This window comes from Corallococcus sp. Z5C101001 (genome assembly GCF_007352635.1).
In the GTDB taxonomy this organism is placed as follows: domain Bacteria; phylum Myxococcota; class Myxococcia; order Myxococcales; family Myxococcaceae; genus Corallococcus; species Corallococcus silvisoli.
Genome location: NZ_VKLU01000003.1, coordinates 44,801 through 71,352 on the forward strand (window position 1 = coordinate 44,801; position 26,552 = coordinate 71,352).

The window sequence follows — 26,552 nt, forward strand, 5'->3', positions numbered from 1 at the left end:
TAGGAAGGGCGCTCCCCGCTTCAAGTGGGGGGCGCCCTTTCGCTTTCCCCCCTTTCGCATCCGCCGTGCCTTCCAGGAGGTCCTTCCCGTGACGCTGCTCCGTGCCGCCAACGTCCAGCTCGCCTTCGGCAGCCGCACCGTCTTCGAGGGGCTCACCTTCACCATCGAGGAGGGGGAGCGGGTGGGGCTGGTGGGCGTCAACGGCTCCGGCAAGTCGTCGCTGATGAAGATCCTCGCGGGCGCCGCGAAGCCGGACCTGGGCGAGCTCCAGCTGCGCCGGGGCGCGCGCGTCACCTACCTGCCCCAGGAGCCGGAGTTCCCCGAAGGCGCCACGGTGCAGAGCGAGCTCGCCGTGTCCCAGGCCCCGCTCAAGGAGGCCCTGGACGCGCACGCGGAGCTGTCGCGCCGGCTGGAGGCGGACCCGGCGCACGCCACGCCGAAGATGCTGGAGCAGCTGTCCGCCCTCAGCGACCGCATCGAGCAGGCGGGCGGCTGGGACACGGAGCACCACGCGAAGACGCTGTTGGACCGACTGGGCGTGAAGGACTGGGACCGCCCGGTGGCGCAGCTGTCCGGAGGCCTGCGAAAGCGCGTGGCCATTGCCCGGGCGCTGCTCACGCGCCCCGACCTGCTGCTCCTGGACGAGCCCACCAACCACCTGGACGCGGACACCGTGGACTGGCTGGAGGACGAGCTGGACAAGCTGCCCGGGGCGCTCCTGCTCGTCACCCACGACCGCTACTTCCTGGATGACCTGGTGGACCGCATCGTCGAGATCCAGCCCGGCGGAGGGCTCATCTCCTACCCCGGCAACTACGCGGCCTACGTGGAGCAGAAGCTGGTCGCGCAGGAGAACGCGGAGACGGCGGAGCACAAGCGCGGGCGCTGGATTGCCCAGGAGGTGGCGTGGCTGCGCAAGGGCCCGGAGGCGCGGCGCACCAAGAGCAAGGCGCGCATCGAGCGAGCCCAGAAGCTGCTGGCGGAGAAGGGCTTCCAGCGCCCCAAGGTGGCGGACCTGCGCGTGGTGGCGGCGCCGCGGCTGGGCCACACCGTCATCGAAGCCGAGGGCCTGAAGAAGTCCTTCGGCGAGCGCAAGGTGCTGGACGGCGTGGACTTCCGCCTCCAGCGCGGCGAGCGCGTGGGCTTCCTGGGGCCCAACGGCGTGGGCAAGACGACCTTCCTGCGCGTGATGCTGGGGGAGATTCCCGCGGACGACGGGAAGCTCGTCATCGGGAAGAACACCAAGGTCGCCTACTACGATCAGCAGCGCACCCAGCTGGATCCCGACCAGACGGTGTACGACGCGGCCTCCAACGGCGAGGACCACGTGGAGCTGGCGGACCGCAAGGTGGCCCTGCGCGACTACCTGGAGGACCTGCTCTTCCCGGTACCCATGCAGCGCATGAAGGTGGGCGCGCTGTCCGGCGGCGAGCGCAACCGGCTGCTGCTGGCGCGGCTGTTCCTGGAGGGCGCCAACGTGCTGGTGCTGGACGAGCCCACCAACGACCTGGACATCGTCACCCTCAACATCCTGGAGCGGCTGCTGCTGGACTTCGCCGGCAGCACGCTGCTGGTGACGCACGACCGCTACTTCCTCGACAAGGTGGCCACCGCCATCCTCTCCTTCGACGGCCAGGGCAAGGTCACCCGCTACGAGGGCAACTACGACATGTACAAGCGGCTGCGCGAGCAGTCCCAGGCCGCCGCCCTCAAGGCCGCCTCGAAGAAGGACGAGCCGAAGAAGGACGAGGCCCGCGAGGAGCCCGCCGCGAAGCCCGCGCAGAAGAAGCCTGGAAAGCTCTCCTACAAGGACCAGCGCGAACTGGACGGAATGGAGGCCACCATCGAGGCCGCGGAGCAGCGCAAGGCGGGGCTGGAGGCCCAGCTGGCCGACCCCACCGTCTACAGCAACGGCTCCAAGGTCGCGGAAGTCAATCAGGCCCTGGAAGCCATCACCGCTGAAGTCGACCGGCTCTATTCACGATGGCAGGAATTGCAGGACCTGGCGGCTGGCAGCGCCTGATTCAGGCGTATGCGTAGGGCAACCGACAACCGGTGACTCTCGCGTGCATGATTCGCGGGCTGGGGGACTCAGCATAGAGTTCGCGCTCAGCGTCCTCCGCATTGGGAGTCGTCACGTGTTTCGTCCGGCCTCGGTTCTCGCCGCTGCCTTGTTCACCCTGCCCTTCTCCGCCCACGCCCTGGACAGCGGTCCACGACGCCCGCTGCCGATGTTTGACTTACAACGACTGCGATTGGACCCCGCCGCGCTGGGCTCGCTGGTGGTGGGGACGGGGCGGACGCTGGAGCGGGGGCAACTGCGAGTGGGGTTGAACTACCACTACGAGCAGCTGCCGATGCACTTCCAGACGCGCTGGGAGCCGGGGGACGGCACGGGCCTGGTCGAGAACAAGATGACCGCGCACCTGACGCTGGCCTACGGCGTGCTGCCGTGGCTGGACGTGGGAGCGGAGCTGCCCTTCATCCTGACGCAGGGGGGGAAGCCCACGCTGGAGTACTTCGGGCCGCAGTCCGGCGGGCTGGCCACGCCGTGGCTGAGCGCGCGCGCGGCCTTGCTGCGCCAGACGCTGGGCGCCCCCATCAACGTCGCGGTGGAGCTGACCGCGGGCCTGCCGGTGGGCAGCCGCGCGGCGCAGGCGCATGAGGACTACGCGTTCCAGCCGCGTCTGCAATTGGGCTACGTGGGCGAAGGCTTCCAGGTGGGCGGCGAGGCGGGGGTGTTCCTGCGCAAGCGCCAGGACCTGGGGCCCGTGTCCTATGATCCGCGCGACATCGCCGGCAATGAGCTGCGATTGGGCGCCACGGTGACGTCGCGGGGCGGAGAGACGACGCGCGGCGAGGTGAGCACGCTGGTGGGCATCCCCCTGGACGGAGGCCGCGTGGGCGCGGAGCTGCTCATCGCCATCCGCCGCCACGCGCTGACCAGCCTGGACCTGTATGTCATGGGCGGACCGGGCGTGGGCGCGGGGTTCGACACGCCCACCTTCCGCTTCGTCGCGGGCCTGGCCTGGTCCACCGACAAGGTGGACTGAAGGCAGGCCCCCGCCCTACTTCGGCATGAAGCCGAAGGCCTTCACCATCGCGATGGCGATGCCCAGGAGGCTCTCGCCCGCGATGAAGCCGGAGCTGACGGGCAGCACCGCGTCCTCCGCGAGCTTCGGCTTCACCCGCCGGAGCAGCGCCGCCAGCCCCGCGCCCACGAAGAGGCTGATGGAGCTGGAGCCGGGGATGACCATGGCCAGCCCCAGGCCGGACGCCGTGGGGAGGAAGGACTTCACCTTCGGCGGGGCCCAGCGCTCCAGCAGCACCAGCGTCACGCCCAGGAGCGCGCCGCCCAGGGCGCCGATGCGCGCGGTGGGGTGCAGCGCGGACACACCGGAGGCGAGCATCTTCGACACGCCGGCCCACACCATGGACGAGGGCGCGGGGAACTGCTCCGTGCCCAGCACGTCCGCGGACGGCACCAGCAGGTTGAAGATGGGCACCACCACGACGGCGCCCGCGGCCACGCCGAACAGCTGCGCGAAGAACTGCTGACGCGGCGCCGCGCCCAAAAGCCACCCGGACTTGAGGTCCGTGAGCAGGTCCGCGGCGTGCAGCCCCACGCCGCCCGTGGCGTTGGCGCTCATCACGTTGGCGGGGATGTTGCCCGGGGCGAGGCCGCCGAAGACGAGCTGGGTGACGGGGCCCAGCGCCTTGGTGGGCGTGGTGTCCGTCTCGCCCGTCACGCGCGACGCGACGACGCCCATCACCACCGCCAGGGGCAGCGCGAGCACGCCAGCCCACCAGGGAATCTGGAACAGCCACGTCATGAGAAAGACGGCCACGGGGCCCAGCACCGCGAAGCCCAGCGGGAACCACGCCGGGGGGCACTCGATGTCCGCCAGCGGATCCTCGCGCGCGCCCTCCTTCGGCTTCAGGCCCACCAGCCCGCCCAGCGCGGCGAAGGAGCGCACCACGCTCCGCCACTGGAAGGCGAAGGACAAGAGGCCGGACGACACCAGCACCGCGGAGCCCGTCCACAGCGACCAGCCGTTGATCGCCTTGTACGTCACCTCCGGGATGACGCCCCGCGAGAACATCTCCGGCGCGAGGAAGCCGTAGTTGAGGAAGGCGCCCAGCAGCATGGACCAGCCGGTGCGGAAGCTCACCAGCGCGCCCGCGCCGATCAGCAGCAGGCTGAAGTCGATGGACAGCGACCACTTGCCGGCCTCGCGACCCAGGATGGTGAACGGCAGGCTCACCTTCTCCGGCAGGTTGCGCAGCCAGCCGAAGCGCGCGTCGCGCACCAGCACCAGCAGCGCGCCCACGAGCCCCGCGGCGCCCAGCAGCCGCGACTTCTGGCGGGCCACGTCCCCGTGGCCGTGCAGCGCGCGGATGGTCTCCGCGGTGGCGGTGCCGGTGGGGAACGGCAGCGCTTCGATGTTGATGAGCTGGCGCTTGATGGGGATGGCGGTGAAGACGCCCAGCGCGGAGATGACCGCGAACCACAGCATCAGCCAGCCCGAGGACGGCAGCGTGCCGGTGAGCATCAGCAGCGCGGGCACCGCGGCCATGTTGCCGCCGCCCGTCATGTAACCCGCGGCGGACGCCACGGAGCCCATGGCGTTGTTCTCCAGGTCGGTGAACTCGTTGCGCAGCACCTTGAGCGAGCGCAGCGTGCCGAACACCGCGAAGGCCAGGATGCACGCGGTGATGGTGACGCCCAGGCTCCAGCCCGTCTTCAGGACGACGTAGAGGTTGGACAGGCACATCACCGCGCCAATGAGCATCCCGGCGATGACGGCGCGCACGGTGAGCTGCCGCGCGCCGCCCTGGTAGACGTGCTCCCGCCAGTACAGCTCCGGATCCATGGCCGCGGAGGCGCCGGGCCGCTCCGGGACGGCGGCGGGGTCGGGCGCGGGGACACGGAGCTGGCTGGGGTTCGGGACAGGAGGAGACATGGGGGCGCGAAGATAGTGCACGCCCCCCGGTGGAACGAAACGCTCCGTGCCCGGGGCCCTGCGCTATTCGTGCGCGCCGCCGGGCCCGTGCACGTGGCCGTGCGTGAGCTCCTCCTGCGTCGCGTCACGCACCTCGCGCACGGTGACGTCGAAGTGGAGCGTCTTGCCCGCGAGCGGGTGGTTGAGGTCCACCACGACGGAGTCCGGATTCACCGTCTGGATGCGCAGGGGGATGTTGCCCTCCTCCGTCTGCGCCATCAGCGTCTGGCCCACCTGGGGCGTGAAGCCCGGCGGCAGCATGGTGCGGGGGACGGTGCGGACGCCCTCCGGGTTGTGGACGCCATAGCCCTGCTCCGGTGACACCACCACCTGCTTGCTCTCCCCCAGGCCCAGGCCCTCCAGCGCGCCCTCCAGGCCGGGGACGATCTGCTTGTGCCCGTGCAGATAGGCGAGCGGCTGGCCCGGAGCGCTCTGGTCGATGACCTCTCCGTCCCCCAGGTGGAGGCGGTACTCGAGCGCGACGACGCGACCGTTGGTGACTTTCATGCGGCGGAAGCTCCTTGGCTTCGGGGACGGCGGGGTGTGGGAACTTCGGTCAAAGGTGGCCCCCCGGGGGCGTCATGTCAGGCCCGCCGTGGACTCCGCCGCCTCCTCGCCGACCGGGCGGTCGGGGGGCTCCCCGCGCGACACGTACACGGCGGCGGCCAGGTCGCCGGTGACGTTGAGCACGGTGCGGCACATGTCCAGGAAGCGGTCCACGCCGAGGATGAGCCCCAGGCCCTCCACGGGGATGTGGAACATGCCGAGGATCATCGCGATGACGGGGATGGAGCCCGCCGGCACGCCCGCGGTGCCGATGCCCGCCAGCACGCAGATGAACATGATGGTCGCCTGCTGGCCCAGCCCCAGCGGCACGCCATACACCTGCGCCAGGAAGAGCACGGTGACGCCCTCGAAGAGCGCGGTGCCGTTCTGGTTCATCGCGGAGCCGGCGGTGAGCACGAAGCGCGACACGTTGCGCGGCAGCTTCAGGTTCTCCTCGGCCACCTTGAGGGCGGTGGGCAGCGTGGCGCTGGAGGAGGCCGTGGAGAAGGCGGTGACGATGGCGAGCCGGCAGGAGCGGAAGAACTCCACCGGGTTCCTCCCGCCCAGGAAGCGCACGGACAGCGAATACACGACGAACATGTGGATGCTCAGCGCCAGCAGCACCACGCCCACGTACGACGCCAGCTGCGCCAGGATGTGGAAGCCCAGCCGCGCCGTCATGGAGAACAGCAGCGCGCCCACGCCCATGGGCGCGAGTTTCAGCACCCCGTCGATGAGGCGCATCATCACGTCGTAGAGGCCCTGGACGACGTCCTTGAGCCGCCGCGCGGGTTCGCCCACGGTGAGCGCCAGGCCCAGGCCGAAGATGAGCGAGAAGACGATGAGGCCAATCATGTCCCCGTCCGCCGCGGCCTTGATGGGGTTGGTGGGCACCATGGACATGAAGATGGCGCCCGCGGAGGTGTCTCCGGGGGGCGGGGCCGCCTTGATCTGCGTGCCCGTGCGGGCCAGCGCGCGGGCCTCGTCGCTCAAGCCGTCACCGGGCCGCAGCGAGTTGACGAGCAGCAGGCCGATGAGGACGGAGATGACGGAGAAGACCACCGTGTAGCCGAGCGTGCGGGCGCCCAGGCGGCCCACCTGCTTGAGGTCCAGCTCCGCCACGCCGATGACCAGCGCGGAGAACAGCAGCGGCACGACGAGCATCAGGAGCAGGCGGATGAAGATCTGCCCCACCGGGTTGGTGACGTGCTCGACCGTCCACACGAGCCAGTCCGCGCTCCCGAAGGCGGCGTTGGCCACGAGCCCCGCCACCGCGCCGACGGAGATACCGAGGAGCATCTTCTGGTGGGCCTTCATCCGGGAGTCTCCACGCCCTCCTTGTCCAGCCGGAGGGGAAAGGGCGCGAAGCCTACCGGCGAAAGAGGGTGGCGCCCACCTCGCGTTCGGGGGAAAGCTCCGGGCCCACCGTGGAATCCCTCGTCCAGCTCACAGAGACCGCCCTGCCCCTGCCCCTCTTCCTCCGGCTCTCACGCCGAGTGGGGGCGCTGAAGGGGGAGCGCCTGCGCCACACGTACCAGACGACGTTCTGGTACGCCTTCGGCCCGCCCCAGAACGTCGTGGAGGAGGTCATCCACGCGCTGCGCCCCGGCGTGGCGAAGGGGCGCGGAATCGCCGGCGTGGAGTGGTGGCTGTCGCGCATGCGCGCCACGGACGTGCGGGTGGACTTCCACCAGGACCGGGACGAGCGGCTGGCGTTGGCCACGGGGAAGCTGATGCACCCGAAGCGCTCGTCCGTCCTGTTCCTCAACCGGGTGCGTGGCGGCGCGCTGGCGGTGACGCGGGAGCTGCCGTCGGAGGACAACCCCTCGCTGGCGCCAGAGCGGCCGGAGGAGTGGACGCTGGTGGCGCCGCGCCCCAACCGGCTGGTGGTGTTCGACGGGACGCTGACGCACGGGGTGCTGGACGCGGACAACCAGGTGCCGGACGGGAAGCTGCCGGGGCCCTCGCGCGAGCGGCGCACGCTGGTGATGAACTGGTGGGGCCACCGCCCCACCGACGTGCCCACGTGGAGCGAGACGCGCTACTACCGGGCGCTGGCCAGCTGACGGGCGGTGTCGCGCAGGCGGTGGGTGACGCGCTCGGCCCACTCGGGCTCCACCTCCATGCAGGCGGGGCGGCGGCCCAGGCGCAGCGCGGCGGAGGGCATGGAGCCGCTGCCCGCGAACGGATCCAACACGGTGTCGCCGGGGCGGCTCCAGGTGCGCACCAGGGGCTCCAGCACGGAGAAGGGCTTGTGGTGCGGGTGGCCGCCCCACTGCGCGGCCTCCGCGTCGTCGTCATAGCCACCGACGACGGCCCACACCGTGGGCGCGTCCCCCAGGGCGAGCGGCGGCGCCGGGGTGCGGGCGATGACCAGCGCGACTTCGTAGACGCGCAGCAGCTGCTCGTTGGCGTTCTTGTCGGTGGTGCGCTTGCCCCAGACGTACTCGCCGCGCAGGTGCGCGTAGCCCAGGTCGCGCGCGGCGCCGAGGATGGGCTCCTTGCCCAGCAGGTTGGTCCAGATGATGAGCGGCGCGTCGGGGGTGAGGTGCGAGGTGGCGCGGGAGAGCCAGGCCTCGGAGAAGACGCGGTAGTCGCGCACGGACTCGAAGCGGACGATGGGGTTGCGGTCGATCTTCTTGTGCGCGCGGGGGTCGCGCAGGTCGCCGCCCTTGCGCCGCCGGGTGAGCAGGCAATACGGCGGGTCGGTGTGCAGCAGCGCGGCGCGGGTGTCGCCCAGGGCGGCCCGGTAGCCCTCGGGCTCGCGCGCATCGGCGCGGACGCAGCGCGGGGATTCGGGCGTCAGGTCGGAGGTCATCGTGTGGAGCCGCACCCTACCCGGCATGAGCCCCCGCATGCCGGGATTCCGACGCGCGAGGGCGCCGTGCCTCAGTCGAGCGGCACGTCCCCGAACTGGGCCACCCGCTTGCCCGCCGTGTCCCAGAGCCGGAGCGAGTAGGGGCCCACGGAGATGTCGGCGGGCATCTCGAACTCCACGATGACCGAGGCCGCGGACCGGACCGTCAGCAGGGCGGACTGGACGGGCGTGAGCGACTCCCACTCATGCCCCTGCGCGTCCACCAACACGGCCCGCCCGACGCGCCAGGGCTCCTTGTCCGCCGAGCGCAGCGACAGGCGCAGGGCCCGCCGCTGCCCCGAAACGAACAGGGCCCCCACGTCGATGCGCAGCGGACACGGGGCCACGCACCGCATGGCCCCCAGCTCCCGCCGGACGGTGAGGCCGGGAAACGCGGTCGAGCCCGCGAGCAGGCCCCGGAAGCCATCCACCCCGGGGGCCGCGGCCGGGGGCTGCTTGCGCTCCAGCCGGAGCCGCTCCAGCTCCGCGCGCAGCTGCCCCACCTCCTGCCGGTAGGACTCCGCCGAGCGCGCCCGCCGGTAGACCTCCACCTGGCGGTCCACCGCGTCGGCCTGCACCTGGAGCGTCAACACCACCCGCGGCGGAAGGGTCGTGTCCTTGAACGGGATGGAGAGCTTGAGGACCTCCCCCTGTCGCAGGTCGTCGGACGGGATGAGCACCACCACCGCGCTGCCCATGCTCACGCGCGAGAACTGCGCCCGCCCCTCCAGGCTCACCTGGTCCGGCACGATGTCGCTGTCGAACAGCAGCGTCGTGCTCACCCCCGCGCCAATCCGGATGGGGCGCACCCCGGGATGCTCCGGCCCGACCTCCATCCGGAGAATCCCCTCCCCCTTCCCTCCCACATCCAGGGGAGCCGCCAGGACACACGTCGACCAGAGAAGAACTGGAAGCGCTACGGACAGACAGGAGGGCACGGTGGGGAGGGCTCCTCGAACCGGGGCTACATACAGTGCCGTCTATCTAGCACGGGGCCCTGACACAGCCCTGCTCCGGTGATGAACCCGCCTCCTGGAGTAGGGCCAACGCGGTGACTACTCCTCGTGGGGCAGGTTGAAGCGCTCGACCGCGATCACGTTCTCCAACTGGGACGGCATATAGCGCACGGTGGCCGTCTCCTCGGGGTCCTGCGGCCGGTGCTTCCAACCCCAGCGGTTGCCGAAGATGTCGAAGTACTCCATGCACACGGGATACGCGGTGCCGTCCTTGAGGATGGCCTCCGTGAAGAAGATGCGCGTGACGTTCTTCTTGAACACCACGCGGCCCCGCATGGTGGAGCCGGCGTTGACCCGCTGACCGACCTGCTCGCGGACGAAGAAGGTGCGCTCGCCCTCGCGGACCTCCTTCATTCCCGACAGGTCGTCCTCCAGGAAGATCGCCTCCATCGGCTTCTTGTTGAGCCGCAGCTTCACCATGGCCTCCGCGGAACCCGGAGGACACGGCTCGGCCTCGTCGCGGCGGGTGTTGGCGGTCCCCCCGGCGCACGACACGCCGACGCACGCCGCGGCGGCCGCGCTGGCGAGCTTGCGGATGACGCCACCGTCTGCCCGCAGGGCTCTGACGGGGGGGCGGACGGCCTCGGCCGGCTCGGCGTCCGGGACGGGAGGAGCAGGTTCCACCGCCGGGGAAGCTCCCGCATCCGGGGAAGACGCCACCGCGAGCATGGTGGCATCAGGAAGACTCGGGGTTGGGGTCACGGACGAACTTCCTTTCTCAGGCACAGGCGCTACGGAAGGTGGGGGTCGGTTCGGAGCCAGCTGGAACAGCCCGAAGGCGAGGAGGCCCAGGAGCAACGCCCCCAGCCCGAGCACCCCGGCGGGACCGCGTGGCACCGCGGGCGCGCTCACGGAGGGGGCTTCCGCCGGGGCGGGGAGTCCGAGGACGCCGGAGGGCGGGCTCGCGGGCTGCGGTCCCGCGGGGACGGGCGCGGGCTCCGGGGCGCTCCCGGAGTACTGGGACAGCAGCACCACGCCCCGGTCGAGCGAGGGCGCGTCGGGATCCGCCGGGACATCCAGCGAGACCTTCCAGTCCGATTGGCGCTTGTCCTTGGCCGCGTCCCAGAGCGCCTGCAGCAGCGTCTCCGTGCCCGAATAGCGATCCTCGGGGCGCTTGGAGAGCAGCCGCATCGCGATGTCGGACAGGCTGGAGGGGACCTTGGGGTTGATGTCCTTCGGAGCGCGCGGCACCACCGTCTCGATGGCGGGCAGCAGCCGGTCGTAGGGCAGGCGCGGGTCGAAGGCGTAGCCGTCCGTCAACGACTCATAGAGCAGCGCGCCCAGCGCGTAGAGGTCGCCCGGGATGCCCGCGTCGAAGTTCGCGCCGGCCTTCCAGGAGCCCTCTCGCAGGAACGCCACGCATTCGGGCGGCAGCAGGTGCGGGGACGCGGGCGCCACGCCCACCGTCAGCGTGGAGGCGCCCGGGATGCGCGCGGTGCCCAGGTCGATGAGGATGGGCCGCTCGTCGACGCGGCGGATGAGCAGGTTGTCCGCCTTGAGGTCGCGGTGGTGCACGCCCCGGCGGTGCAGGTCCGCCACCACGCGCACCAGCTCCGTGTAGACGGTGAGCAGGTGCGCTGCGGTGGGCTTCACCCGCCAGCGCCATTCGTGGAAGGTCTCGCCGTCCACGAAGTCGGTGACGTGGAAGAAGTAGCCGTCCGGCGGCTCCGGCCAGCGATCCACGGCGTGCACGCGCGGCAGGTTCGGATGCGGCGCGCAGGCGAGCAGGGCCGCGACCTCGCGGGCGAGCCGGCCGTTGACGTCCTCTTCATCCGCGGCGTGCTGGCCCGCGGGACGCAGCGCGAGCTTCAGCGCGTAGACGTTCCCACCCCGCTCCACCTTGAAGACCCGGCCGAAGCCCCCCGCTCCCAACGAGCCGACGATGCGCCACGGTCCAACGTGGTGGCCGACCTCCAGCTGATCCGGATGAAGCGGCGTGGTCATGACCCGGACTCAAGCCGTGACACAACCTGGGAGGTCGGGACACGGTTTCGGCGATTCACGACCGGCAAGGGGACCGCCCCTTTCACACCCCACCACGGAGGTCGGATTCCCCGCAATCCGCGAGCATGCCCGGCCGACGACGGCGCGGACCTGCTTGGCGGAACCACCCAGGGAGCGGTGTTCAATGCGGACAACCTCCGGGGTTGACCCTACCCGGCCCTGCGGGGCTGTCACGTTTTTTCGTGACGTGCCGGGGAGTCCGGCCCTGAACAGACGTCCAACCCGCCAGGCAGCATCGTGGGGGGCGCAATCCCATGTCTCGGGTGCGACAGGGCTTGACGGCTCGGACCCTGCCAACGGGTTGTCTCTGTATGGGATTGTCCTCGGCCGGCCGGGAGGCGCACGCAGCCCGTGGAACCCAGCCGCCATCGGGCTCCGGCCCGTGCCGGCGGAGGGGCGCAGCGGAGCCTTCATTCCTCTTCGGAGGGTGGGTCACCGGCTTCCGCCAGGGCTCGGGCGGCCTGTTCCCACTGGCCACCCAGACGGGCTTCGGATGCCAGGGCTTCATCCCACGACGGCCCGTCTGGCAGCAGCCGCGCCGCGTGCGTCAATGCCAGACGTTCCAGCGCGCGCGCCTCGCACAGCTGGCGCAGGGCAGGACCGTCGAGCCCGTTCGCGGCGAGGAAGGCCTGGCGGCGTGAAGCGCGCACGCCCCGCTCCTGCCACCAGGCGGCCTCTTCGGCGGCGATCTCCTCGTCCGTCGCCTGGAGGCCCAGGGAGCGCACCCACCCCGCCAGCAACGCCCGCCGCAGGCCGGCCTCCGCCCAGGCCGCCGCATCGGGCGCGCCCCGGAGCAGCTCCATCACGCGGCCTGAGTCCACGGGGCGCGGACCCACGCGCGTCACGTCCTCGACCAGCCGCCTGCGCCGCACCAGTGACGAGGGATTGCGCCGCGCACCGGGCGCCGGGGGCGCGGCGTGGCGCACGAACTCCGCCGCCGTGCGCACGCAGTCCATGGCGTCCAGGCGCTTGAGGTCTTCCACGCCGCCCGCGAACCAGGCATCCCAGGCCTGGAGCACGGCGCGGCTCCAGGAGGGCGCCACGGCCTCGCGGATCCGCGCCCAGCTGCGCTCCTGGTAGAAGAGCCCCGCCGCCGCGTCCACCAGGGCGCGCGCGCCGGGGCGTCCCAGCACGCGGGCCTTGAGCGCACGCTCCGCCGCGTGGCGCACGTTCACGAGCGGCACGGTGAGCGGACGCCACCCGTGTTCGGCGTCCGCGTGCAGCAGCGCCACCTCCGAGTCATCCGCCACCACGCCGTCGCGGTACCACCCGAAGACGCGACCCACGCCGACCATCCCGTGCGCGGAGAGCTCCGCGGCGCGCAGCGCGCCCATGCTGCCGCCGCCGAACACGGCCACGCCTGCCTCCAGGGCCGCGAGCAGCTCGTGGTGCCACACGGAAGGCTGCGCCTCGAAGACGCCATCCACCAACACCAGCGCCCGGGGCTTGAGCGACAAGGCCCGCCACACATCTCCCTGGCGCGCAGGGGGAAGCACCGTGCACGGCGAAATCCGCCGAGCCTCCGCCGCGGGCAATGAGGGCCCCAGGAACACCACCAGCTCGTCCGCCCGCCGCTTCACAGGAGCTCCGAAACGCGCATGCCCGGTACCACCACCTTCCACACGCGCGGCCCGGGCACCGGCGCGTCCAGCGCCACGCCCGCCGCCCTCACCCACCCGCCGCTTCACAGGAGCTCCGAGACGCGCATGCCCGGCACCACCACCTTCCACACGTGCAGCCCGGGCACCGGCGCGTCCAGCGCCACGCCCGCCGCCCGGGTGAAGCCCGCGGCCTCCAACAGGGTCAGCACCGTGCGCACCCGCGCCGCCCCATTCCGGGCCCTCCGGTCCGCCCCGTCGGGCATCTCCCCCACCTGGCGGCGGGGCCGCACCTCCGCCAGGGCCTGGGCGAACCCCAGCGCCGCCTCGCGGTCCGACGCGGCCACGTCCTCGCGCGCGCCGTGGATGTCCGTCAGCCGCGACTGCGCGGCCTCCAGCAGCGCCTTGAGCAACGCCTCGTCCCGGTCCAGCGCGCACGCGTAGCCCGCCGTCAGCGGCACGGGCCCCTCCTCCGCGTCCACCAGCACCGCCGCCGCCACGGGCAGCCCCACCCGGCCGTGCGTCCGGGGTGAGGGCGTGGCGTCGAAGAGGTAGACCTGGAACCCTCGCGCCCGCAGCGCCTCCCGCAGCGCGGCCGTTCGCGGCGCCCCATCCTCCAAGTCCTCGGGCCGCAGCATCCGGGCCACCACGCCCTCCTCCGACCACCCCTCCGGCAACGCGCGCGACAGCTGGTCGCGCTCCGTGGCCTCCAGGAGCGCATGCAGCAGCGCCTGCTCGGGCTCGGGGTGCGCGCCGGAGCCGTTCGTCGTCCACGCCACCGACACCGGCCCCAGCTCCGCGGTCCCCGACGGTGGGCAGTACACCCCCTGCGCCGGCACCCAGACGCGCTCCTTCGAGCCCAGCCGGGACGCCTCGCACCACGCCAGCCGCACCGCCGGGCCCGCGAGCCGGGGCTCCACCACCGCCCCCGCCGACCCCAGGGCCTCCACGCCCCACACGTCGCCTCCCGCCCGCTCGAGCTCCTGCTGGGAGCCCCAGCGCAGCCGCTCCGGACGCACCGTCTCCGCCGCCCACAGCTCCGCCGTCTCGAGGAGCGCGCCCCGGGCCGCCGCCTCGAAGGTGAGCCCCTTGCCGTTGCACACCTGGAGCACGTGCCCACCCGGACGCACCGCGCAGGCGACCTCCACGCCCGTGCGGTCCAGGCCGGTGACACGCGCGACCCGGGTCACCCCTAGCGCACGGGCCAGGGCTTCGAGGAAGGCGGGAGAGAGAGGGTCCGTCGTGGCAGGCAACACGATGGCTGACCTTAGCCAGATTCCCCAGGGAGCGGGCACCCGGCGCGACGCGGCATGGGATGGCAGGGAAAACGTGGTAGGGGAAGGCGGTCCCCGCCGTCGGGAAGGAGCGTGTACCGCATGATTTCGGTCGGAGACCTCGCCCCTGACTTCGCCGCGACCGACTGCCACGGAAAGAGCGTGCGGTTGTCGGAGCTGCGAGGCCGGCGCGTGGTGCTCTTCTTCTTCCCCCGGGCCTTCACGGTGGGCTGCACCATCGAGAACCGCGCGTTCCGGGACAACCACGAGCGGATCCGCGAGCTGGGCGCGGAGCTGGTCGGCGTCTCCGTGGACACGCTCAGCACCCAGTGCGAGTTCGCCGAACAGGAGGGCATCCACTTCGCCCTCCTGGGTGACGAGGAGCGGAGGATCAGCCGCGCGTGGGGCGTGCTGTGGCCCGTCCTCAACATCGACCGGCGCGTGACCTTCATCATCGGCGCGGACGGCACCGTCGAGCACGTCATCCACCACGAGGTGCGCGTCTACCGGCACCTGGACGACGTGCTGAAGTACCTCCAGGCCCACCCCCTCCCCGGCGCCGACAGCGCCTCCCCCTGACGCTCCCGGCCGCCCGCCTGCCCGGTTCCGGACGTCTCGCGGACTCCGCCCGGGCGAAAAGCGGGCCGGAAAATAACCTTCCAACCCCTGGAGGGTTGGAGCCCCTGTGAGCGGACGGGTCCTAGGACTGGTGCGGCCCGGAGGGGCCCTGAGCGCTCTCTCGGACGAGGCCCTGTGCGGGGCCTTCCTCGCGGGGGACGCGACGGCGTTCGCCCAGCTCTTCGAACGCCACCGGGGCCTCATCTTCTCACTGATGCGTCGCTACACGACGAGCGCGGAGGACGCGGCGGACCTCACGCAGCAGGCGTTCCTCCGGGCCCTGGAGGCCTCTCGGCGGGTGTTCGCGCGCTTCACGCCGGCCACGCCCGCGCCCTTCCGCTCGTGGCTGGTGCGGGTGGCGCTCAACCTGGCGAAGAACCACGCGCGGCAGGGGCTGCGGTGGCGGCCGGTGCTGGTGGAGGCCCTGGCGGATGAGCTGGCGGCCGACCCCGGGGAGGGCGCGGATGCGTCGCTGGAGCGCACCCAGCAGGCCCAGCGGGTTCGTCAGGCGGTGCTGGCCCTGCCCCGCCGCCAGCGCGAGGTGCTGACGCTGCGGGTGGACGGCGGGCTGCCGTTCAAGGACATCGCCGAGACGCTGGGCATCACGGAGAACAACGCGAAGGTGCAGTTCCACCACGCGGTGAAACGCTTGAAGGCCGACGTGGCCGCAACCTCTGGGGAGACGCAGTGATGGGTGCGTGCGTGGAATACGAGGAGCAGGCGAGCCTCCACGCCGCGGGGGCGCTGGAGGGCGAGGAGGCCGCGCGCTTCCAGGCCCACCTGGAGTCCTGCGCGGCATGCCGGGCGGAGGTGGCGTCCGCCCGCGAGGTGCTGGACCTGGTGGCGCTGCCGCCCCAGACGCCCGTCGAGGTGCGCGCGCAGGAGGGCCTGGGTGCGCGAGCCTTGTCGGAGTGGCGCCGCGAACAGTCGCGCCGGTGGATGGGACGCCGGGCGATGGGGTCGCTCGCCGCGGTGGCCGCGGTGGTGGCGCTGATGCTGGGCCCGTCCGCGCTGGAGCGGCTCAAGGCGCCCCGGCCGGTGGCGCCGGCCCCCACGCGGGTGGCGGCCGCCGGCGACGACGTGGATCCGGAGACGCTGGCCGCGTTCGAGGCGTGGGCCGGGTTGGATCCGTTGGAGGATGACGCCTCGGGATACAGCATGGATGAAGACCTGACGTGGGAGGGCGGTGACGCCAACCCGGACACGGACTTCGACCTGGGAGAGACCCTGTGAAGACGATGATGCGGACGACCTGGGCGCTCGTGCTCGCGCTGCCGACGATGGCGCTGGCGCAGCCCGCGGCGCAGGAGCCCGGGGCACGCGACCCCGACCGCATGGCGAGGGCCGAACAGCGGCAGCGCCTGCGGCAGGTGCTGGAGCTGGCGGACACGCTGGAGCTGGACAGCGCGCAGGCCCTGAAGATGGATGAGACGCTGCGCCAGTTCGAGGACCGGCGCCGGCCGCTGCGCGAGCAGGTGCGGGACTCCGCGCGCATCCTCCAGCGGGCGTCGCGGGGCGACAGCGCGGCGCAGGCGCAGGTGGACGCGGCGGCGCAGAGAATCTTCGACGCGCGGGAGCGCATCACCGTGCTGGACCGGGAGATGTACCAGGCGCTCGCCAAGGACCTGCCCCCGCAGAAGCGCGCGCGGCTGGCCGTCGTCCTCGCGCGCTCCGAAGGCGCGAAGTGGATGAAGGCCCGAGGCGGCAAGGGACCGCACGACGACTGAGGGCGCCCCTCCCTGGAGTCGGAGCCGGACGGGCGGACGTGACCGGGCCATCCTTTCGGGACGTCCCCAACGTCGTCTTGCCGACCGTGTCCCTCCCCGGGATGCGCACCGTCCTTCAGGAGGCCATCATGCGTCTGTTGTCCCGTGTCGTTCCCGTGCTCGTGGGCCTGGGGCTCGCGTCCTGCGCGGGCGTTGACGTTGGTACCAACTACGACCCCGCGGCGGTGCAGCGGATCGACTCGTTCCGCACCTACTCCTGGCTGTCCCAGCCCCAGCATTCGCAGGACACGCGCGTCAACAACGACATCACCGACGCGCAGGTGAAGGGAGCGGTGGACCGCGACCTCCAGTCGCGCGGCTACAAGCGGGTGGACGAGAGCGACAACCCGGACTTCCTCATCGGCTGGCAGGGTGCCATCACCCAGCAGCTGTCCGCGGACACGGTGGACAGCTACTACGGCTATCCGTGGGATCCGTTCTGGGGCTCGTTCTACGGACCGACCCAGACGTACGTGCGCCAGTACGACGTGGGCACGCTCATCGTCGACGTGGTGGACGCGAAGGCGAAGACGCTCGTCTGGCGCGGCACCGCCCAGGCGGACCTCGGCGCCAGCCCGAGCATCCAGGGCACCAACAACAAGCTCAACGAGGGCGTGCAGAAGATGATGGAGCGCTTCCCGCCCAAGCCTGGGAAGCAGAAGTAGCCCCAGGCCCCGGGGTCAGCGGGCGCGCCGCCACGCGCGCGTCAGCATCAGGCCGCCCAGCAGCGCGCCCGCGCCCACCAGCACCCCGAGCAGCGTGAGCCAGAGGAACACCCGGTCCACCAGCGGACCCAGCCGGTCGAACGCGTGGTCCACCCACCCCCGCGCCAGCCCGTCCAGTTGCTGGAGCGTGGCGATGCGCTCGGCGTGCAGCGCGTCCACCACCGCCTGCCGCTCCTGGCCCACGTCCGCGAGCACCGCCTGTCGCTCACCGGTGACGAAGTCCTGGAGCCCCAGCCGTTCGGCGTGCAGCGCGTCCAGCACGGCGCGGCGCTCCCGGTCGATGAGCGCGGGCGTGTTCGCGGCCACCGCGCCCACGCGCTCCAGCAGGTCCACCGTGCGCCCCAGCTCCGCCAGCGCGGACTGGATGTTGGGGGCGCGCATGGCGTCATCCGCGACCAGCTCCGCCTGCCAGCGGGCCTGACGGGGCAGGCTGGACGCGTACAGGTCCACGCGCGCGGTGAGGTCCCGCGTGTCCTCCACCAGCCCCGCCGCCGTGGAGAGCAGCCCGCCGCCGGACACCTCCGTGACGGAGGCCAGCAGGCCCGTGGTGGACTCGCGCGTGACGAGCGGCCCGGTCAGCGGATGCTGCCGGGCCCAGGTGCGCACGCGCTCGCGGGCGGGCGAGACGTCCTCGCGCCCGGTGACCTCACGCCACTGGGCCTCCACCTGTGACTCCAGGTCCGCCAGCGAGGCATCCGCGTGAGACAGCAGCTCCGGGGACACGTCCTGCGCGTAGCGCGGCAGCGTGTCTCGAAGCTGGGCCAGCAGCGCCCAGGTGTCGATGAGCGCCGCCACGGGGTCCGGTTGGAAGAGCGAGGTCTGCACCGCGGGCACGGCGTTGGCCTTGAACCGCAGCATGGAGGCGGCCACCCGGGGCGAACCGGAGCGCGCGGCCAGGTCATCCGCCATGGCCTCCAGCAGGCCGGAGAAGCGCCGGGCCAGGTCGCGCACGCGGGTGCGCAGCACCGCCACCGACAGGTCCGAGCGGCCCACGCGCGTGGCCAGCTCCGAGCGCTGTGGATTCACCGACGCGCACCCGCCGCACAGCGCCGCGAGCAACGCCACGGTCACGACGCGGGAGCAGGTGGGAACCGGGGACATGAGCCGGGACCCAAGCTGCGCATGCCCCCCCGCGACGCCGAGCAGTCCCTGGGGGGCCCTCCAGCGTCGGGGGGGCGACAGCAGAGCTCCCGTCCCGCGCCCAGCGCGGCTCCATGTCAGGGACAGGGGAGCCCGCGCCGGGAGCGCACCGTCACTTCTCCGCGAGCGCCTTTTCGATGGCGGCCTTCAGCTCCGGGCTGTCAGGCGTGACGCTGCTGGGGAAGGCGGCCTTCACCTGACCGTCCTTGCCCACCACGTACTTGTGGAAGTTCCACTTGGGCTCGCCGTGGTCCTTCGCGAGGAACGCGTAGATGGGGGACTGGCCGTCGCCCTTCGTCTTCACCTTCTCGAACATGGGGAACGTCACCTTGAAGCGCAGCTCGCAGAACTTCGCGATCTGCTCGGAGGTGCCCGGCTCCTGTCCGCCGAAGTCATTGGAGGGGAAGCCCAGGACGACGACGCCCTTGTCCTTGTAGCCCTCGTACAGCGCCTCCAGGCCCTTGTACTGCGGCGTGTAGCCGCACTCGGAGGCGGTGTTCACCACGAGGGCGACCTTGCCCTGGAAGTCCGACAGCTTCTCGGGCTTGCCGTCGAGCCGGTTGGCGGAGAGCTGGTGGAAGGACATGGCTTTCTTCTCGGTCTTGTCCGCGGCGGAGGCCGCCGTGGAGAGGGAGAGCACCGTCGCGACGGTGAACAGCAGTGGGTTTCGCATGGCGGGCGCAGGATGCCGGAAGGCGTTCAACGTTTCACCGTCCCCGCGCGGCGGCGCGGGTCCTGGGTTCCCCGGTGGAAAAAACCGTCTTGAGCACCCGGCCCGTGGGCGTCTTGAGCTTCGCCACTTCGCGCGGCGAGCCCTCGCCCACGATGCGGCCTCCGCCCTCGCCGCCGTCCGGCCCCAGCTCCACCACGTGGTCGCCCGCGGCGATGACCGACGGGTGGTGCTCGATGACCACCAGCGTGTCGCCGCGGTCCACCAGCCGGCCCAGGAAGGTGATGAGCTTCTCCACGTCGCCCAGGTGCAGCCCCGTGGTGGGCTCATCCAGCACGTACAGCGTGGGCTCGTGGCGGGAGGTGGCCGTCAGCTCCGCGGCCAGCTTCAGCCGCTGCGCCTCGCCGCCGGACAGCGTGTTGGAGCCCTGCCCCAGTTGCAGGTAGCCCACGCCCAGGTCCGCCAGGCACGCCAGCGGCGCGGCCACCTTGGGCAGCGCGCGGAAGACGTCCTTCGCCTCGTCCGCGGACAGGCGCAGGACGTCGCCCACGGTGAGCCCGTGATAGCGCACCTCCAGCGTGGCGGCGTCGAAGCGCGCCCCGTTGCAGGCCTCGCACGGCGTGACGACGTCCGGCAGGAAGGACATCTCGTGGGAGATGGCGCCCTGCCCTTCGCACACCTTGCAGCGGCCACCGCTCGCCGTGTTGAAGGAGAAGCGCGCGGGCCCGAAGCCGCGGATCTTCGCCTCGGGCGTGGCCGCGAACACGCGGCGCAGCTCGTCCCAGATGCCCAGGAAGGTCGCCGGCACCGAGCGCGGCGTGCGGCCGATGGGCGACTGATCCACCGACAGCACCCGCTTGATGGACTCCACGCCCTTGAGCGAGTCGAACGCGCCGGGCTTCGCCGTGACGAGCCCCAGCCGGTCGCGCAGCGCCGGGAACAGCACCTGCCGGATGAGCGTGCTCTTGCCGGAGCCCGACACGCCGGACACGACGTTGAGCCGTCCCACCGGCAGCCGCAGGTCCACGCGCTGGAGGTTGTTCGCGCGCGCGCCCTTCAACTCCACCCACGCCTGGGGTTCGCCCCGGCCCGACGGGGGCCGCACCTGCGCGGCCCGGAGCGCGAGCGCGGTGGGCGAATCCGACTCCAGCACCACGTCTGGCGAGCCCTCCGCCAGGATGTGGCCTCCGCCCCGGCCGCCCGTGGGCCCCAGGTCCAGCAGGTGGTCCGCGGCGCGGATGGTGTCCGAGTCGTGCTCCACCACCAGCACCGTGGACCCCGTGTCCACCAGCGCGCGCAGGTTGTCGAGCAGCCGGTGCGTGTCGCGCGGGTGCAGGCCGATGGTGGGCTCGTCCAGCACGTACATCGCGCCGGTGAGGCCCGCGCCCAGCTGCGCGGACAGCCGCAGCCGCTGCATCTCCCCACCGGAGAGCGTGGCGGCGTTGCGGTCCAGGGACAGGTAGCCCAGGCCCACGCGCTCCAGGAACTCCAACCGGCGCAGCATCTCCTGCCGCGCCGTCTCCCCCAGCAGCGCCCGGTCGCCCTTGAGCTTCCAGGTGCGCACGCGCGCGAGCGTGGCCGTCACCGACGCCTGCACCACCTCGTGGTAGCGCGCGCCCTCCAGCCGCACCGCGCGCGGCACCGGGGCCAGCCGGGTGCCTCCACACGTCCTGCACGGCGCCGTCTCGCCCTCGGCCATCGCGGCGGCGCCGCCTTGCACGCCGGTGCCCTCGCACGACTCGCAGCGGCCCTGCTTCGTGTTGAAGGAGAACCAGCGCGGATCCAGCTCCGGCACGGCGGTGCCGCACTTCGGACAGGTGCGCTCGCTGGACAGCAGCGTCTCCACCTTGCCCGCGCGCACCTTCACCGCGCCCTTGCCCCAGTTGAGCGAGGACTCGAACACCTCGCGCGGCAGCTTCGCGAGCCGGCCCTCGTACATCACGAGGTCGATGTCGTGCTCCTTCGTCTTCGCCAGGCGCGGCGGGTCGTCCGTGGACGCAAGCTCGCCGTCCACGAGGGCCTGGGCGATGCCCGCGCGGGCCGCGGCGGTGAAGACATCCAGGTAGGTGCCCTTGCGAGCCCGCACCGCGGGCGCCAGCACCTGCCCGTCGCCCTTCATCCCGGTGAGCTGCGCGTAGAGCGCGGCCGGCGTCGTGGCGCCGATGGGCGTGTCATCGTGAGGGCAGTGCGGCTCGCCGATCTTCGCGTACATCAGCCGCAGGTAGTGGGCGACCTCGGTGACGGTGGCCACGGTGCTGGTGGCGCCCGCCCGGGAGGTGCGCTGCTCCAGCGCCACGGTGGGCGGGATGCTGCTGATGCGCTCCACGTCGGGCCGGGGCAGCGTGGGCAGGAACTGCCGCGCGTAGGGCGTCAGCGTCTCCAGGAAGCGGCGCTGCCCTTCCGCGAACACGACGTCGAACACCAGCGAGCTCTTGCCGGAGCCGCTGGGCCCCGTCACCACCGTCATCTTCCCCAGGGGGATGCGGCAGGACACGTCCTTCAGGTTGTGCTCGCGCGCGTGCTCCACCTCGATGGCGGGGGGTGCCTCCTTGCCCGGCTTGCGCAGCTTCACCGCGCGCGCCAGCGGCTTGCCGTCGCCCCGGAGCGCGGCGGCGGTGGCGCTGTCCTTCACCTTCGCCACCTGCGTGGGCGTGCCCTCCGCCACCAGCCGGCCCCCGTCGCGGCCTCCCTTGGGTCCCAGGTCGATGATCCAATCCGAGCCCTTCATCACCGACACGTCATGGTCCACCACCAGCACGCTCGCGCCCCGGTCCACCAGCGCATGGAGCGACGCCATCACGTGGCGGACGTCCTCCGCGTGGAGGCCGGCGCTCGGCTCGTCGATGAGGAACAGCGTGCCCTTCGCGTCGCTCGCCAGCGCGCGCGCCAGCTTCAGCCGCTGCGCCTCGCCGCCGGACAGCGTGGACAGGGGCTGCCCCAGGGGCAAATAGCCCAGGCCCAGCCGCTGCGCCGGGCCCAGCGTGCGCTTGAGCGCCGCGTCGTCGCCGAAGTGCTGGAGCACCTCGTCCAGCGTCATCTCCAGCACCTGCGCCACGCTGAAGCCCTGGTGCCGGACGGCGAGCACCTCCTCCTTGAAGCGCCGGCCCCGGCACACCGCGCACAGCAGGGCCACGTCCGCGAGGAACTGCATCTCCACCGTCTCGTAGCCTTCGCCCGAGCACGCCTCGCAGCGGCCCTTGTCCACGTTGAAGGAGAAGTGCGCGGACGTCAGGCCGCGGACCTCCGCGTCCGGCTCCGACGCGAAGCGCTCGCGCAGCCGGTCCCAGGCCTTGGTGTACGTGGCCGCGTTGCCGCGCGACGTGCGTCCCAGCGGGGACTGGTCCACGAAGGTGATGGCCTCCACCTGCGCGCCGCCCTCCACCGCCGCCACCTCGCCCGGGGCCTCCACGTCCTTGACGCCCAGCCCGCGAGCCAGGTGCCGGTAGAGCACCTCGTCCATCAGCGTGCTCTTGCCGGAGCCGCTGGGGCCGGTGATGGCGCACAGCACGCCCAGCGGCACGCGCACCGACACGTCCTTCAGGTTGTGCTCGCGCGCCTCGCGGATGACGATTTCACCGGTCCGGGTGCGCGGCGTGCGAGGGGCTTCCGTGCCCCCGGCCAGCATCCGCCCGGTGGGCAGGTCCTGGCGCTTCGCCAGGCCCTCCGGCGTGCCGTCGAAGCACAGCGTGCCGCCCTGGCGGCCCGCGCCCGGCCCCAGCTCCAGCACGCGGTGCGCGGAGCGGATGACCAGCGGATCATGCTCGATGACCAGCGCGATGTTGCCCCGGTCCGCCAGCTCCGCGATGGCCTCCGTGAGCGGCGGCACGTCCCCCGGGTGCAGCCCCACGGTGGGCTCGTCCAGCACGAAGAGCGCGCCCGTGAGCGACGTGCCCAGCGCCGCGGTGAGCGACACGCGCTGCGCCTCGCCGCCGGACAGCGTGCGCGCGGGGCGATCCAACGTGAGGTAGCCCAGGCCCACGCGCTGCAGGTAGCGCAGGCGCGCGGACAGCTCGCGCCGCGCCAGCTCTCCCTGCCCCGTGAGCGTGCGCAGCGCCTCCAGCCGCGTCAGCGCGTCCGTCAGCTCCAGGCCGTGCCACCCCGGCAGGTCCAGACCTCCCACGCGCCATGCGCGGGCCTGCGCGTTCAGCCGCGCGCCGTGACAGCTCTCGCAGAGGGTGTACGCGCGATAGCGCGCCAGCAGCACGCGGACGTGCATCTTGTACGTGCGGCCCTCCATCCACTTGAACCACGCGCGCACGCCCGGATAGGCGCGGCCCTCGTCGTAGCCGCCCGAGCCCTCCAGCACCGACTCGCGCTGCGCGCCCGTCAGCTTCTCCCACGGCTTGTCGAGCGGGATGTGCTTCTGCCGGCACCAGCGCTGGAGCATGTCCCGTTCCCAGCTGGTGGACTGCCCCGACCACGGGCGGATGGCGCCCTCCGTCAGGCTCAGCGACGGGTTGGGGATCACCTTCCCCCAGTCGATGCCAATGGTGCGCCCGAAGCCACGGCACGGCGCGCACGCGCCCACTGGGCTCTGGTAGCTGAAGAGTCCCGGGCGCGCGGGTTCGAACTCCCGCGCGCACTTCGGGCACACGAGCCCCCGGCGCAGCCGCGTCGGCGGGGACTCCGGGAGGAACAGCATCGCCTCGCCGTCCGCCCGCGCCCACGCGTCCTCCAGCGCCTGGGTAACGCGCGACAGGCTCGCTTCCGACAGCTTCACCCGGTCCACCACCACCTGCGCCACGCCCGCGGGGTCCGTGGCCTCGCCGGGCTTGAGCGTCTCCAGCTCCCTCACCTCGCCCTGCACCATCAGCCGGTGGTAGCCGTCCTTGAGCAGGCGGGCCCGCGCGTCCAGGAACGCGGCCGTGTCGGGGATGCGCACGGGATGGGTGAAGACCGCGGGCGCGTCCGGGTGCTCGCGCAGAGCGGTCTGGGCGGCCACGCGCGCGTCGGTGCGCACCGCCTCCAGGCCGCAGTCCGGACACACCGGCATCGCCTCGCGGGTGAAGAGCGCGGACAGATAGGGCTCCACGTCCGCCAGCGTCGCCACCGTGGAGCGTGAGCTCTTCACCGGCGCGCGCCGGTCCACCGCCACGCCCGCCGCCACCGGCTCCAGCGCGTCCATGGGCGGCCGCTCCAGCCGCTCGAGGAACTGCCGGGCATACGGGCTGAAGCTCTCCACGAAGCGGCGCTGTCCCTCCGCGTAGAGGGTGTCCAGCGCGAGGCTCGATTTGCCGCCCCCCGACACGCCGGTGACGCAGACGAACTCTCCCTCCGAGAGGTCGACCGACAAATCCTTCAGGTTGTGGGTGCGGGCGCCGACGAGGTGGGTCTTGTGCATGCCGGCCGGAGGTTTAACGACCGGACACTCGCGAGCCAATCACAACGTGACGGACAACACCGCGTCGCCTGGGTGGGTTGGGTGGGGGGCGGGCGGGCTGATACAACGCGGTGCGGCCGAGGTCCCCGCGCTGGCCCGGCGGGAATGCCGGTCGCGGCATCACAAGCGGGGGTTGCCATGTCCGAGGACGACCAGGCACGCCATGCGCGGGCCCAAGAGGCCCTGCGGCGCGCGAGCGCCTCCCTGGTGTTGCTGGAGCTGGGCGGGCACACCGCCACGGGCTTCGTCATCTCCTCCCAGGGACACGTCGTCACCAGCCTCCACGCGGTGGCCAGCGCGCGCGCCATCACCGCGGTGCTACCAGACGGCCTGCGCTCCCCCGTGGTCCAGGTGGCGGCGGTGGACGAGCGCCGCGACCTGGCCGTCCTCTGCCTGTCCGTCCCGGACCTGGTGCCCGCGCTCGCGCTGGGCGCGGACACGCTGCCCACCGAGGGAGAACCCCTGTACGTGCTCCACGCCCGCGGGGACCGCCCCCCCGAAGCGCGCGCCCTGGAGGTCCGCGCGGTGCAGGTGCTGGGGGAATGGCTCACCCTGCTGGAGCTGTCGCGCACCCTCCCCGAGGACGCGTCGGGCGCGCCCACGCTCGACACGCGAGGGCAGCTGGTGGGGCTCGCCACCGCCGCGCTCGCGAACGGACGCGCGCTGGGGCTGGTCATCCCGGTGCGCTACATCACGCCGCTCCTGAAGACGCCCGGCCCGCTGCGCCCCTTGTCCGCGCTGGACACGCCCCGGCAGCGCATCACCCGCGTGAGGAAGGTGCCCCAGCACCCCGTGGGCCTGCTGGACGGGTGCGCCTCGCCCGCGGTGGAGTCCGTGGCCGCGCTGCTGGGCCACGCCATCAACGTGGGCGCGCCCGCCTACAACCGGGGGGACGTGGAGGGCTGCTACCGGCTCTATGCCCACACCGCCGAACAGCTCATCGACGAGCGGGATGACTGCCCCGGCGTACAGCGCGCGTTGAGGGACGGGCTCCTGCGCTGCGAGGGGTTGCCGGACGCGGAGGACCGCGCCTGGGCCCTGCGCGACACCTTCGACGGGCTGATGGACGTCATCGGCCGGTGGAGGCAGGCCCGCCCCACGCCCCCCACCCCCTCCGGCAGACGCCCCCCGCCCAAGACGTACCTCAACTAGCGGGGGCCGCCGTCCGGCGTCAGACCTCGTCCCAGCGGATCCTCAGCGAATAGCCGTGGGCCGAACGCTCCAGCACGTCCACGCGCGGCAACACCCGCGTGCGGCGCAGCACCTGCTCCAGCACCCCCGCCACGAAGTCCGGCAGCGGATCCGCGTCCTCCACGGACGCCCGCCACTCACGCTCGCGCACCGGCGTCAGCGACAACTTCATGTCCTCCCGGCCCGCGCGCAGGTACGTGGGCAGCCGCGTCAGGCACCGCTCCGCGCCCAGCAGCGGCGCCGCCGCCGCGAAGATGCGCCCCACCAGCGTCTGCGCGAACCCCTCCACGTAGTGCGTGCCCAGCACGCGGTTGGCGTCCTCGCACGCGAGGCCCGGACACGCATGCCGCCGGGCCACCGCCAGCGCCGAGCGCCACACCTCCAGCGGAAAGGACTCCTCCACCGCATCCAGGTCGTAGCCCACGTTGCGCAAGGCCTGCGCGAACGGACCCAACGGCCTCAACGCATGCAGGAACAGCCCATCGAAGTTCCGGCGAGGCACCCGCACCGCCAATGGCGAAAGCGCGGGCCCGTCCCGTGTCTCGGGTTGAATCCACGACTCCATGTAGCAACCCCCCCAGGGTTCGGTTCCCCATCCCTCCCGGCCGGGAAACCACGAAGCAGTGTATCAGCCCCCGCGCCCCGGCCCTGCCCGCCCTGCCCGCCTGGATGCCGCTTGGATGGATTATTTCAGTGATTTTTCCCGCATTTTCCCGGGCCCGCCGGATCATTTCATGACGGCCTGCGTCGGGGATTTCTGGAGT

Annotated in this window: 21 protein-coding genes; 9 read left to right on the forward strand and 12 right to left on the reverse strand. The window is 72.2% G+C overall.

The window, feature by feature from the left end:
* Positions 1 to 88: 88 nt before the first annotated feature.
* Both FOF48_RS06410 and FOF48_RS06415 read left to right on the forward strand, forming a co-directional pair.
* Positions 89 to 2,023 carry an ABC-F family ATP-binding cassette domain-containing protein gene (locus tag FOF48_RS06410; RefSeq protein WP_143899286.1) on the forward strand — a complete coding sequence of 645 codons (1,935 nt, stop codon included), beginning with the start codon at positions 89 to 91 and terminating at the stop codon, positions 2,021 to 2,023.
* A gap of 208 nt (positions 2,024 to 2,231) precedes the next feature.
* A complete protein-coding gene (locus FOF48_RS06415; RefSeq protein WP_235685432.1) occupies positions 2,232 to 3,053 on the forward strand; it encodes a flagellar motor protein MotB in 822 nt (273 codons plus the stop codon).
* Between the two features lie 15 nt (positions 3,054 to 3,068).
* Here the strand turns inward: FOF48_RS06415 and FOF48_RS06420 are convergent, their stop codons facing one another.
* The 3 genes from FOF48_RS06420 to FOF48_RS06430 form a co-directional block, all read right to left on the reverse strand.
* A complete protein-coding gene (locus FOF48_RS06420) occupies positions 3,069 to 4,964 on the reverse strand; it encodes an OPT family oligopeptide transporter (RefSeq protein WP_143899288.1) in 1,896 nt (631 codons plus the stop codon).
* 63 nt (positions 4,965 to 5,027) lie between these two features.
* The gene (locus FOF48_RS06425) at positions 5,028 to 5,510 is read right to left on the reverse strand and encodes a peptidylprolyl isomerase (protein WP_143899289.1); all 483 of its coding nucleotides are present in this window, start codon (positions 5,508 to 5,510) and stop codon (positions 5,028 to 5,030) included.
* Between the two features lie 72 nt (positions 5,511 to 5,582).
* Positions 5,583 to 6,866, reverse strand: coding sequence for a dicarboxylate/amino acid:cation symporter (locus tag FOF48_RS06430; RefSeq protein WP_143899290.1), 1,284 nt, complete (start codon positions 6,864 to 6,866; stop codon positions 5,583 to 5,585).
* Positions 6,867 to 6,976: 110 nt separating this feature from the next.
* Here FOF48_RS06430 and FOF48_RS06435 point away from each other — a divergent pair, with 110 nt between their 5' ends.
* On the forward strand, positions 6,977 to 7,615 hold the full coding sequence (locus FOF48_RS06435) for a hypothetical protein (RefSeq protein ID WP_143899291.1): 639 nt from the start codon (positions 6,977 to 6,979) through the stop codon (positions 7,613 to 7,615).
* Here FOF48_RS06435 and FOF48_RS06440 read toward each other — a convergent pair.
* From FOF48_RS06440 to FOF48_RS06460, 5 genes are all read right to left on the reverse strand, one after another.
* On the reverse strand, positions 7,594 to 8,367 hold the full coding sequence (locus FOF48_RS06440; RefSeq protein WP_143899764.1) for a DNA methyltransferase: 774 nt from the start codon (positions 8,365 to 8,367) through the stop codon (positions 7,594 to 7,596). The two genes, FOF48_RS06435 and FOF48_RS06440, sit on opposite strands and share 22 nt — an antisense overlap.
* A 71-nt stretch (positions 8,368 to 8,438) precedes the next feature.
* The gene (locus FOF48_RS06445) at positions 8,439 to 9,344 is read right to left on the reverse strand and encodes a DUF2381 family protein (protein ID WP_186001808.1); all 906 of its coding nucleotides are present in this window, start codon (positions 9,342 to 9,344) and stop codon (positions 8,439 to 8,441) included.
* A 117-nt stretch (positions 9,345 to 9,461) separates the two neighbouring features.
* Positions 9,462 to 11,366 carry a serine/threonine-protein kinase gene (locus FOF48_RS06450; protein WP_201755907.1) on the reverse strand — a complete coding sequence of 635 codons (1,905 nt, stop codon included), beginning with the start codon at positions 11,364 to 11,366 and terminating at the stop codon, positions 9,462 to 9,464.
* A gap of 470 nt (positions 11,367 to 11,836) precedes the next feature.
* Positions 11,837 to 13,006: a TfuA-like protein gene (locus tag FOF48_RS06455; protein WP_143899293.1), complete on the reverse strand. Its 1,170-nt coding sequence runs from the start codon at positions 13,004 to 13,006 to the stop codon at positions 11,837 to 11,839.
* A gap of 104 nt (positions 13,007 to 13,110) precedes the next feature.
* Positions 13,111 to 14,277 carry a YcaO-like family protein gene (locus tag FOF48_RS06460; RefSeq protein WP_143899765.1) on the reverse strand — a complete coding sequence of 389 codons (1,167 nt, stop codon included), beginning with the start codon at positions 14,275 to 14,277 and terminating at the stop codon, positions 13,111 to 13,113.
* Positions 14,278 to 14,400: 123 nt separating this feature from the next.
* Here FOF48_RS06460 and FOF48_RS06465 point away from each other — a divergent pair, with 123 nt between their 5' ends.
* The 5 genes from FOF48_RS06465 to FOF48_RS06485 all read left to right on the forward strand — a co-directional run bounded on the left by FOF48_RS06465 (position 14,401) and on the right by FOF48_RS06485 (position 17,347).
* Complete coding sequence (locus FOF48_RS06465; RefSeq protein ID WP_143899294.1) at positions 14,401 to 14,877, forward strand: peroxiredoxin; 477 nt, start codon at positions 14,401 to 14,403, stop codon at positions 14,875 to 14,877.
* Between the two features lie 106 nt (positions 14,878 to 14,983).
* Complete coding sequence (locus FOF48_RS06470) at positions 14,984 to 15,607, forward strand: RNA polymerase sigma factor (protein ID WP_255441967.1); 624 nt, start codon at positions 14,984 to 14,986, stop codon at positions 15,605 to 15,607.
* Positions 15,607 to 16,149, forward strand: coding sequence for a zf-HC2 domain-containing protein (locus FOF48_RS06475; RefSeq protein ID WP_143899295.1), 543 nt, complete (start codon positions 15,607 to 15,609; stop codon positions 16,147 to 16,149). Before FOF48_RS06470 ends, FOF48_RS06475 begins: the two co-directional genes overlap by 1 nt.
* A 5-nt stretch (positions 16,150 to 16,154) precedes the next feature.
* Positions 16,155 to 16,643: a hypothetical protein gene (locus tag FOF48_RS06480; RefSeq protein WP_235685454.1), complete on the forward strand. Its 489-nt coding sequence runs from the start codon at positions 16,155 to 16,157 to the stop codon at positions 16,641 to 16,643.
* Positions 16,644 to 16,771: 128 nt separating this feature from the next.
* Positions 16,772 to 17,347 (forward strand): DUF4136 domain-containing protein, encoded by a 576-nt coding sequence (locus FOF48_RS06485; protein WP_143899297.1) that lies wholly within the window; start codon positions 16,772 to 16,774, stop codon positions 17,345 to 17,347.
* A 15-nt stretch (positions 17,348 to 17,362) separates the two neighbouring features.
* On the opposite strand, the gene FOF48_RS06490 is transcribed toward FOF48_RS06485, so the two are convergent.
* The 3 genes from FOF48_RS06490 to uvrA form a co-directional block, all read right to left on the reverse strand.
* Positions 17,363 to 18,508: a chemotaxis protein gene (locus FOF48_RS06490; RefSeq protein WP_143899298.1), complete on the reverse strand. Its 1,146-nt coding sequence runs from the start codon at positions 18,506 to 18,508 to the stop codon at positions 17,363 to 17,365.
* 151 nt (positions 18,509 to 18,659) lie between these two features.
* A complete protein-coding gene (locus tag FOF48_RS06495; protein ID WP_186001809.1) occupies positions 18,660 to 19,220 on the reverse strand; it encodes a glutathione peroxidase in 561 nt (186 codons plus the stop codon).
* Between the two features lie 34 nt (positions 19,221 to 19,254).
* On the reverse strand, positions 19,255 to 24,558 hold the full coding sequence (gene uvrA / locus FOF48_RS06500) for an excinuclease ABC subunit UvrA (protein WP_143899299.1): 5,304 nt from the start codon (positions 24,556 to 24,558) through the stop codon (positions 19,255 to 19,257).
* Between the two features lie 177 nt (positions 24,559 to 24,735).
* Here uvrA and FOF48_RS06505 point away from each other — a divergent pair, with 177 nt between their 5' ends.
* Positions 24,736 to 25,749, forward strand: a complete 1,014-nt coding sequence (locus FOF48_RS06505) for a serine protease (RefSeq protein WP_143899300.1) — start codon at positions 24,736 to 24,738, stop codon at positions 25,747 to 25,749.
* A gap of 19 nt (positions 25,750 to 25,768) precedes the next feature.
* On the opposite strand, the gene FOF48_RS06510 is transcribed toward FOF48_RS06505, so the two are convergent.
* Positions 25,769 to 26,290: a DUF2378 family protein gene (locus FOF48_RS06510; RefSeq protein WP_255441969.1), complete on the reverse strand. Its 522-nt coding sequence runs from the start codon at positions 26,288 to 26,290 to the stop codon at positions 25,769 to 25,771.
* Positions 26,291 to 26,552: the final 262 nt, after the last annotated feature.

Coding starts and splice junctions, on each gene's coding strand:
- FOF48_RS06415 (WP_235685432.1), top strand. CDS start 2,232: ATGTTTGACTTACAACGACTGCGATTGGACCCCGCCGCGCTGGGCTCG.
- FOF48_RS06420 (WP_143899288.1), bottom strand. CDS start 4,964: ATGTCTCCTCCTGTCCCGAACCCCAGCCAGCTCCGTGTCCCCGCGCCC.
- FOF48_RS06425 (WP_143899289.1), bottom strand. CDS start 5,510: ATGAAAGTCACCAACGGTCGCGTCGTCGCGCTCGAGTACCGCCTCCAC.
- FOF48_RS06430 (WP_143899290.1), bottom strand. CDS start 6,866: ATGAAGGCCCACCAGAAGATGCTCCTCGGTATCTCCGTCGGCGCGGTG.
- FOF48_RS06440 (WP_143899764.1), bottom strand. CDS start 8,367: ATGACCTCCGACCTGACGCCCGAATCCCCGCGCTGCGTCCGCGCCGAT.
- FOF48_RS06450 (WP_201755907.1), bottom strand. CDS start 11,366: ATGACCACGCCGCTTCATCCGGATCAGCTGGAGGTCGGCCACCACGTT.
- FOF48_RS06465 (WP_143899294.1), top strand. CDS start 14,401: ATGATTTCGGTCGGAGACCTCGCCCCTGACTTCGCCGCGACCGACTGC.
- FOF48_RS06475 (WP_143899295.1), top strand. CDS start 15,607: ATGGGTGCGTGCGTGGAATACGAGGAGCAGGCGAGCCTCCACGCCGCG.
- FOF48_RS06480 (WP_235685454.1), top strand. CDS start 16,155: ATGATGCGGACGACCTGGGCGCTCGTGCTCGCGCTGCCGACGATGGCG.
- FOF48_RS06485 (WP_143899297.1), top strand. CDS start 16,772: ATGCGTCTGTTGTCCCGTGTCGTTCCCGTGCTCGTGGGCCTGGGGCTC.
- FOF48_RS06490 (WP_143899298.1), bottom strand. CDS start 18,508: ATGTCCCCGGTTCCCACCTGCTCCCGCGTCGTGACCGTGGCGTTGCTC.
- FOF48_RS06495 (WP_186001809.1), bottom strand. CDS start 19,220: ATGCGAAACCCACTGCTGTTCACCGTCGCGACGGTGCTCTCCCTCTCC.
- uvrA (WP_143899299.1), bottom strand. CDS start 24,558: ATGCACAAGACCCACCTCGTCGGCGCCCGCACCCACAACCTGAAGGAT.
- FOF48_RS06505 (WP_143899300.1), top strand. CDS start 24,736: ATGTCCGAGGACGACCAGGCACGCCATGCGCGGGCCCAAGAGGCCCTG.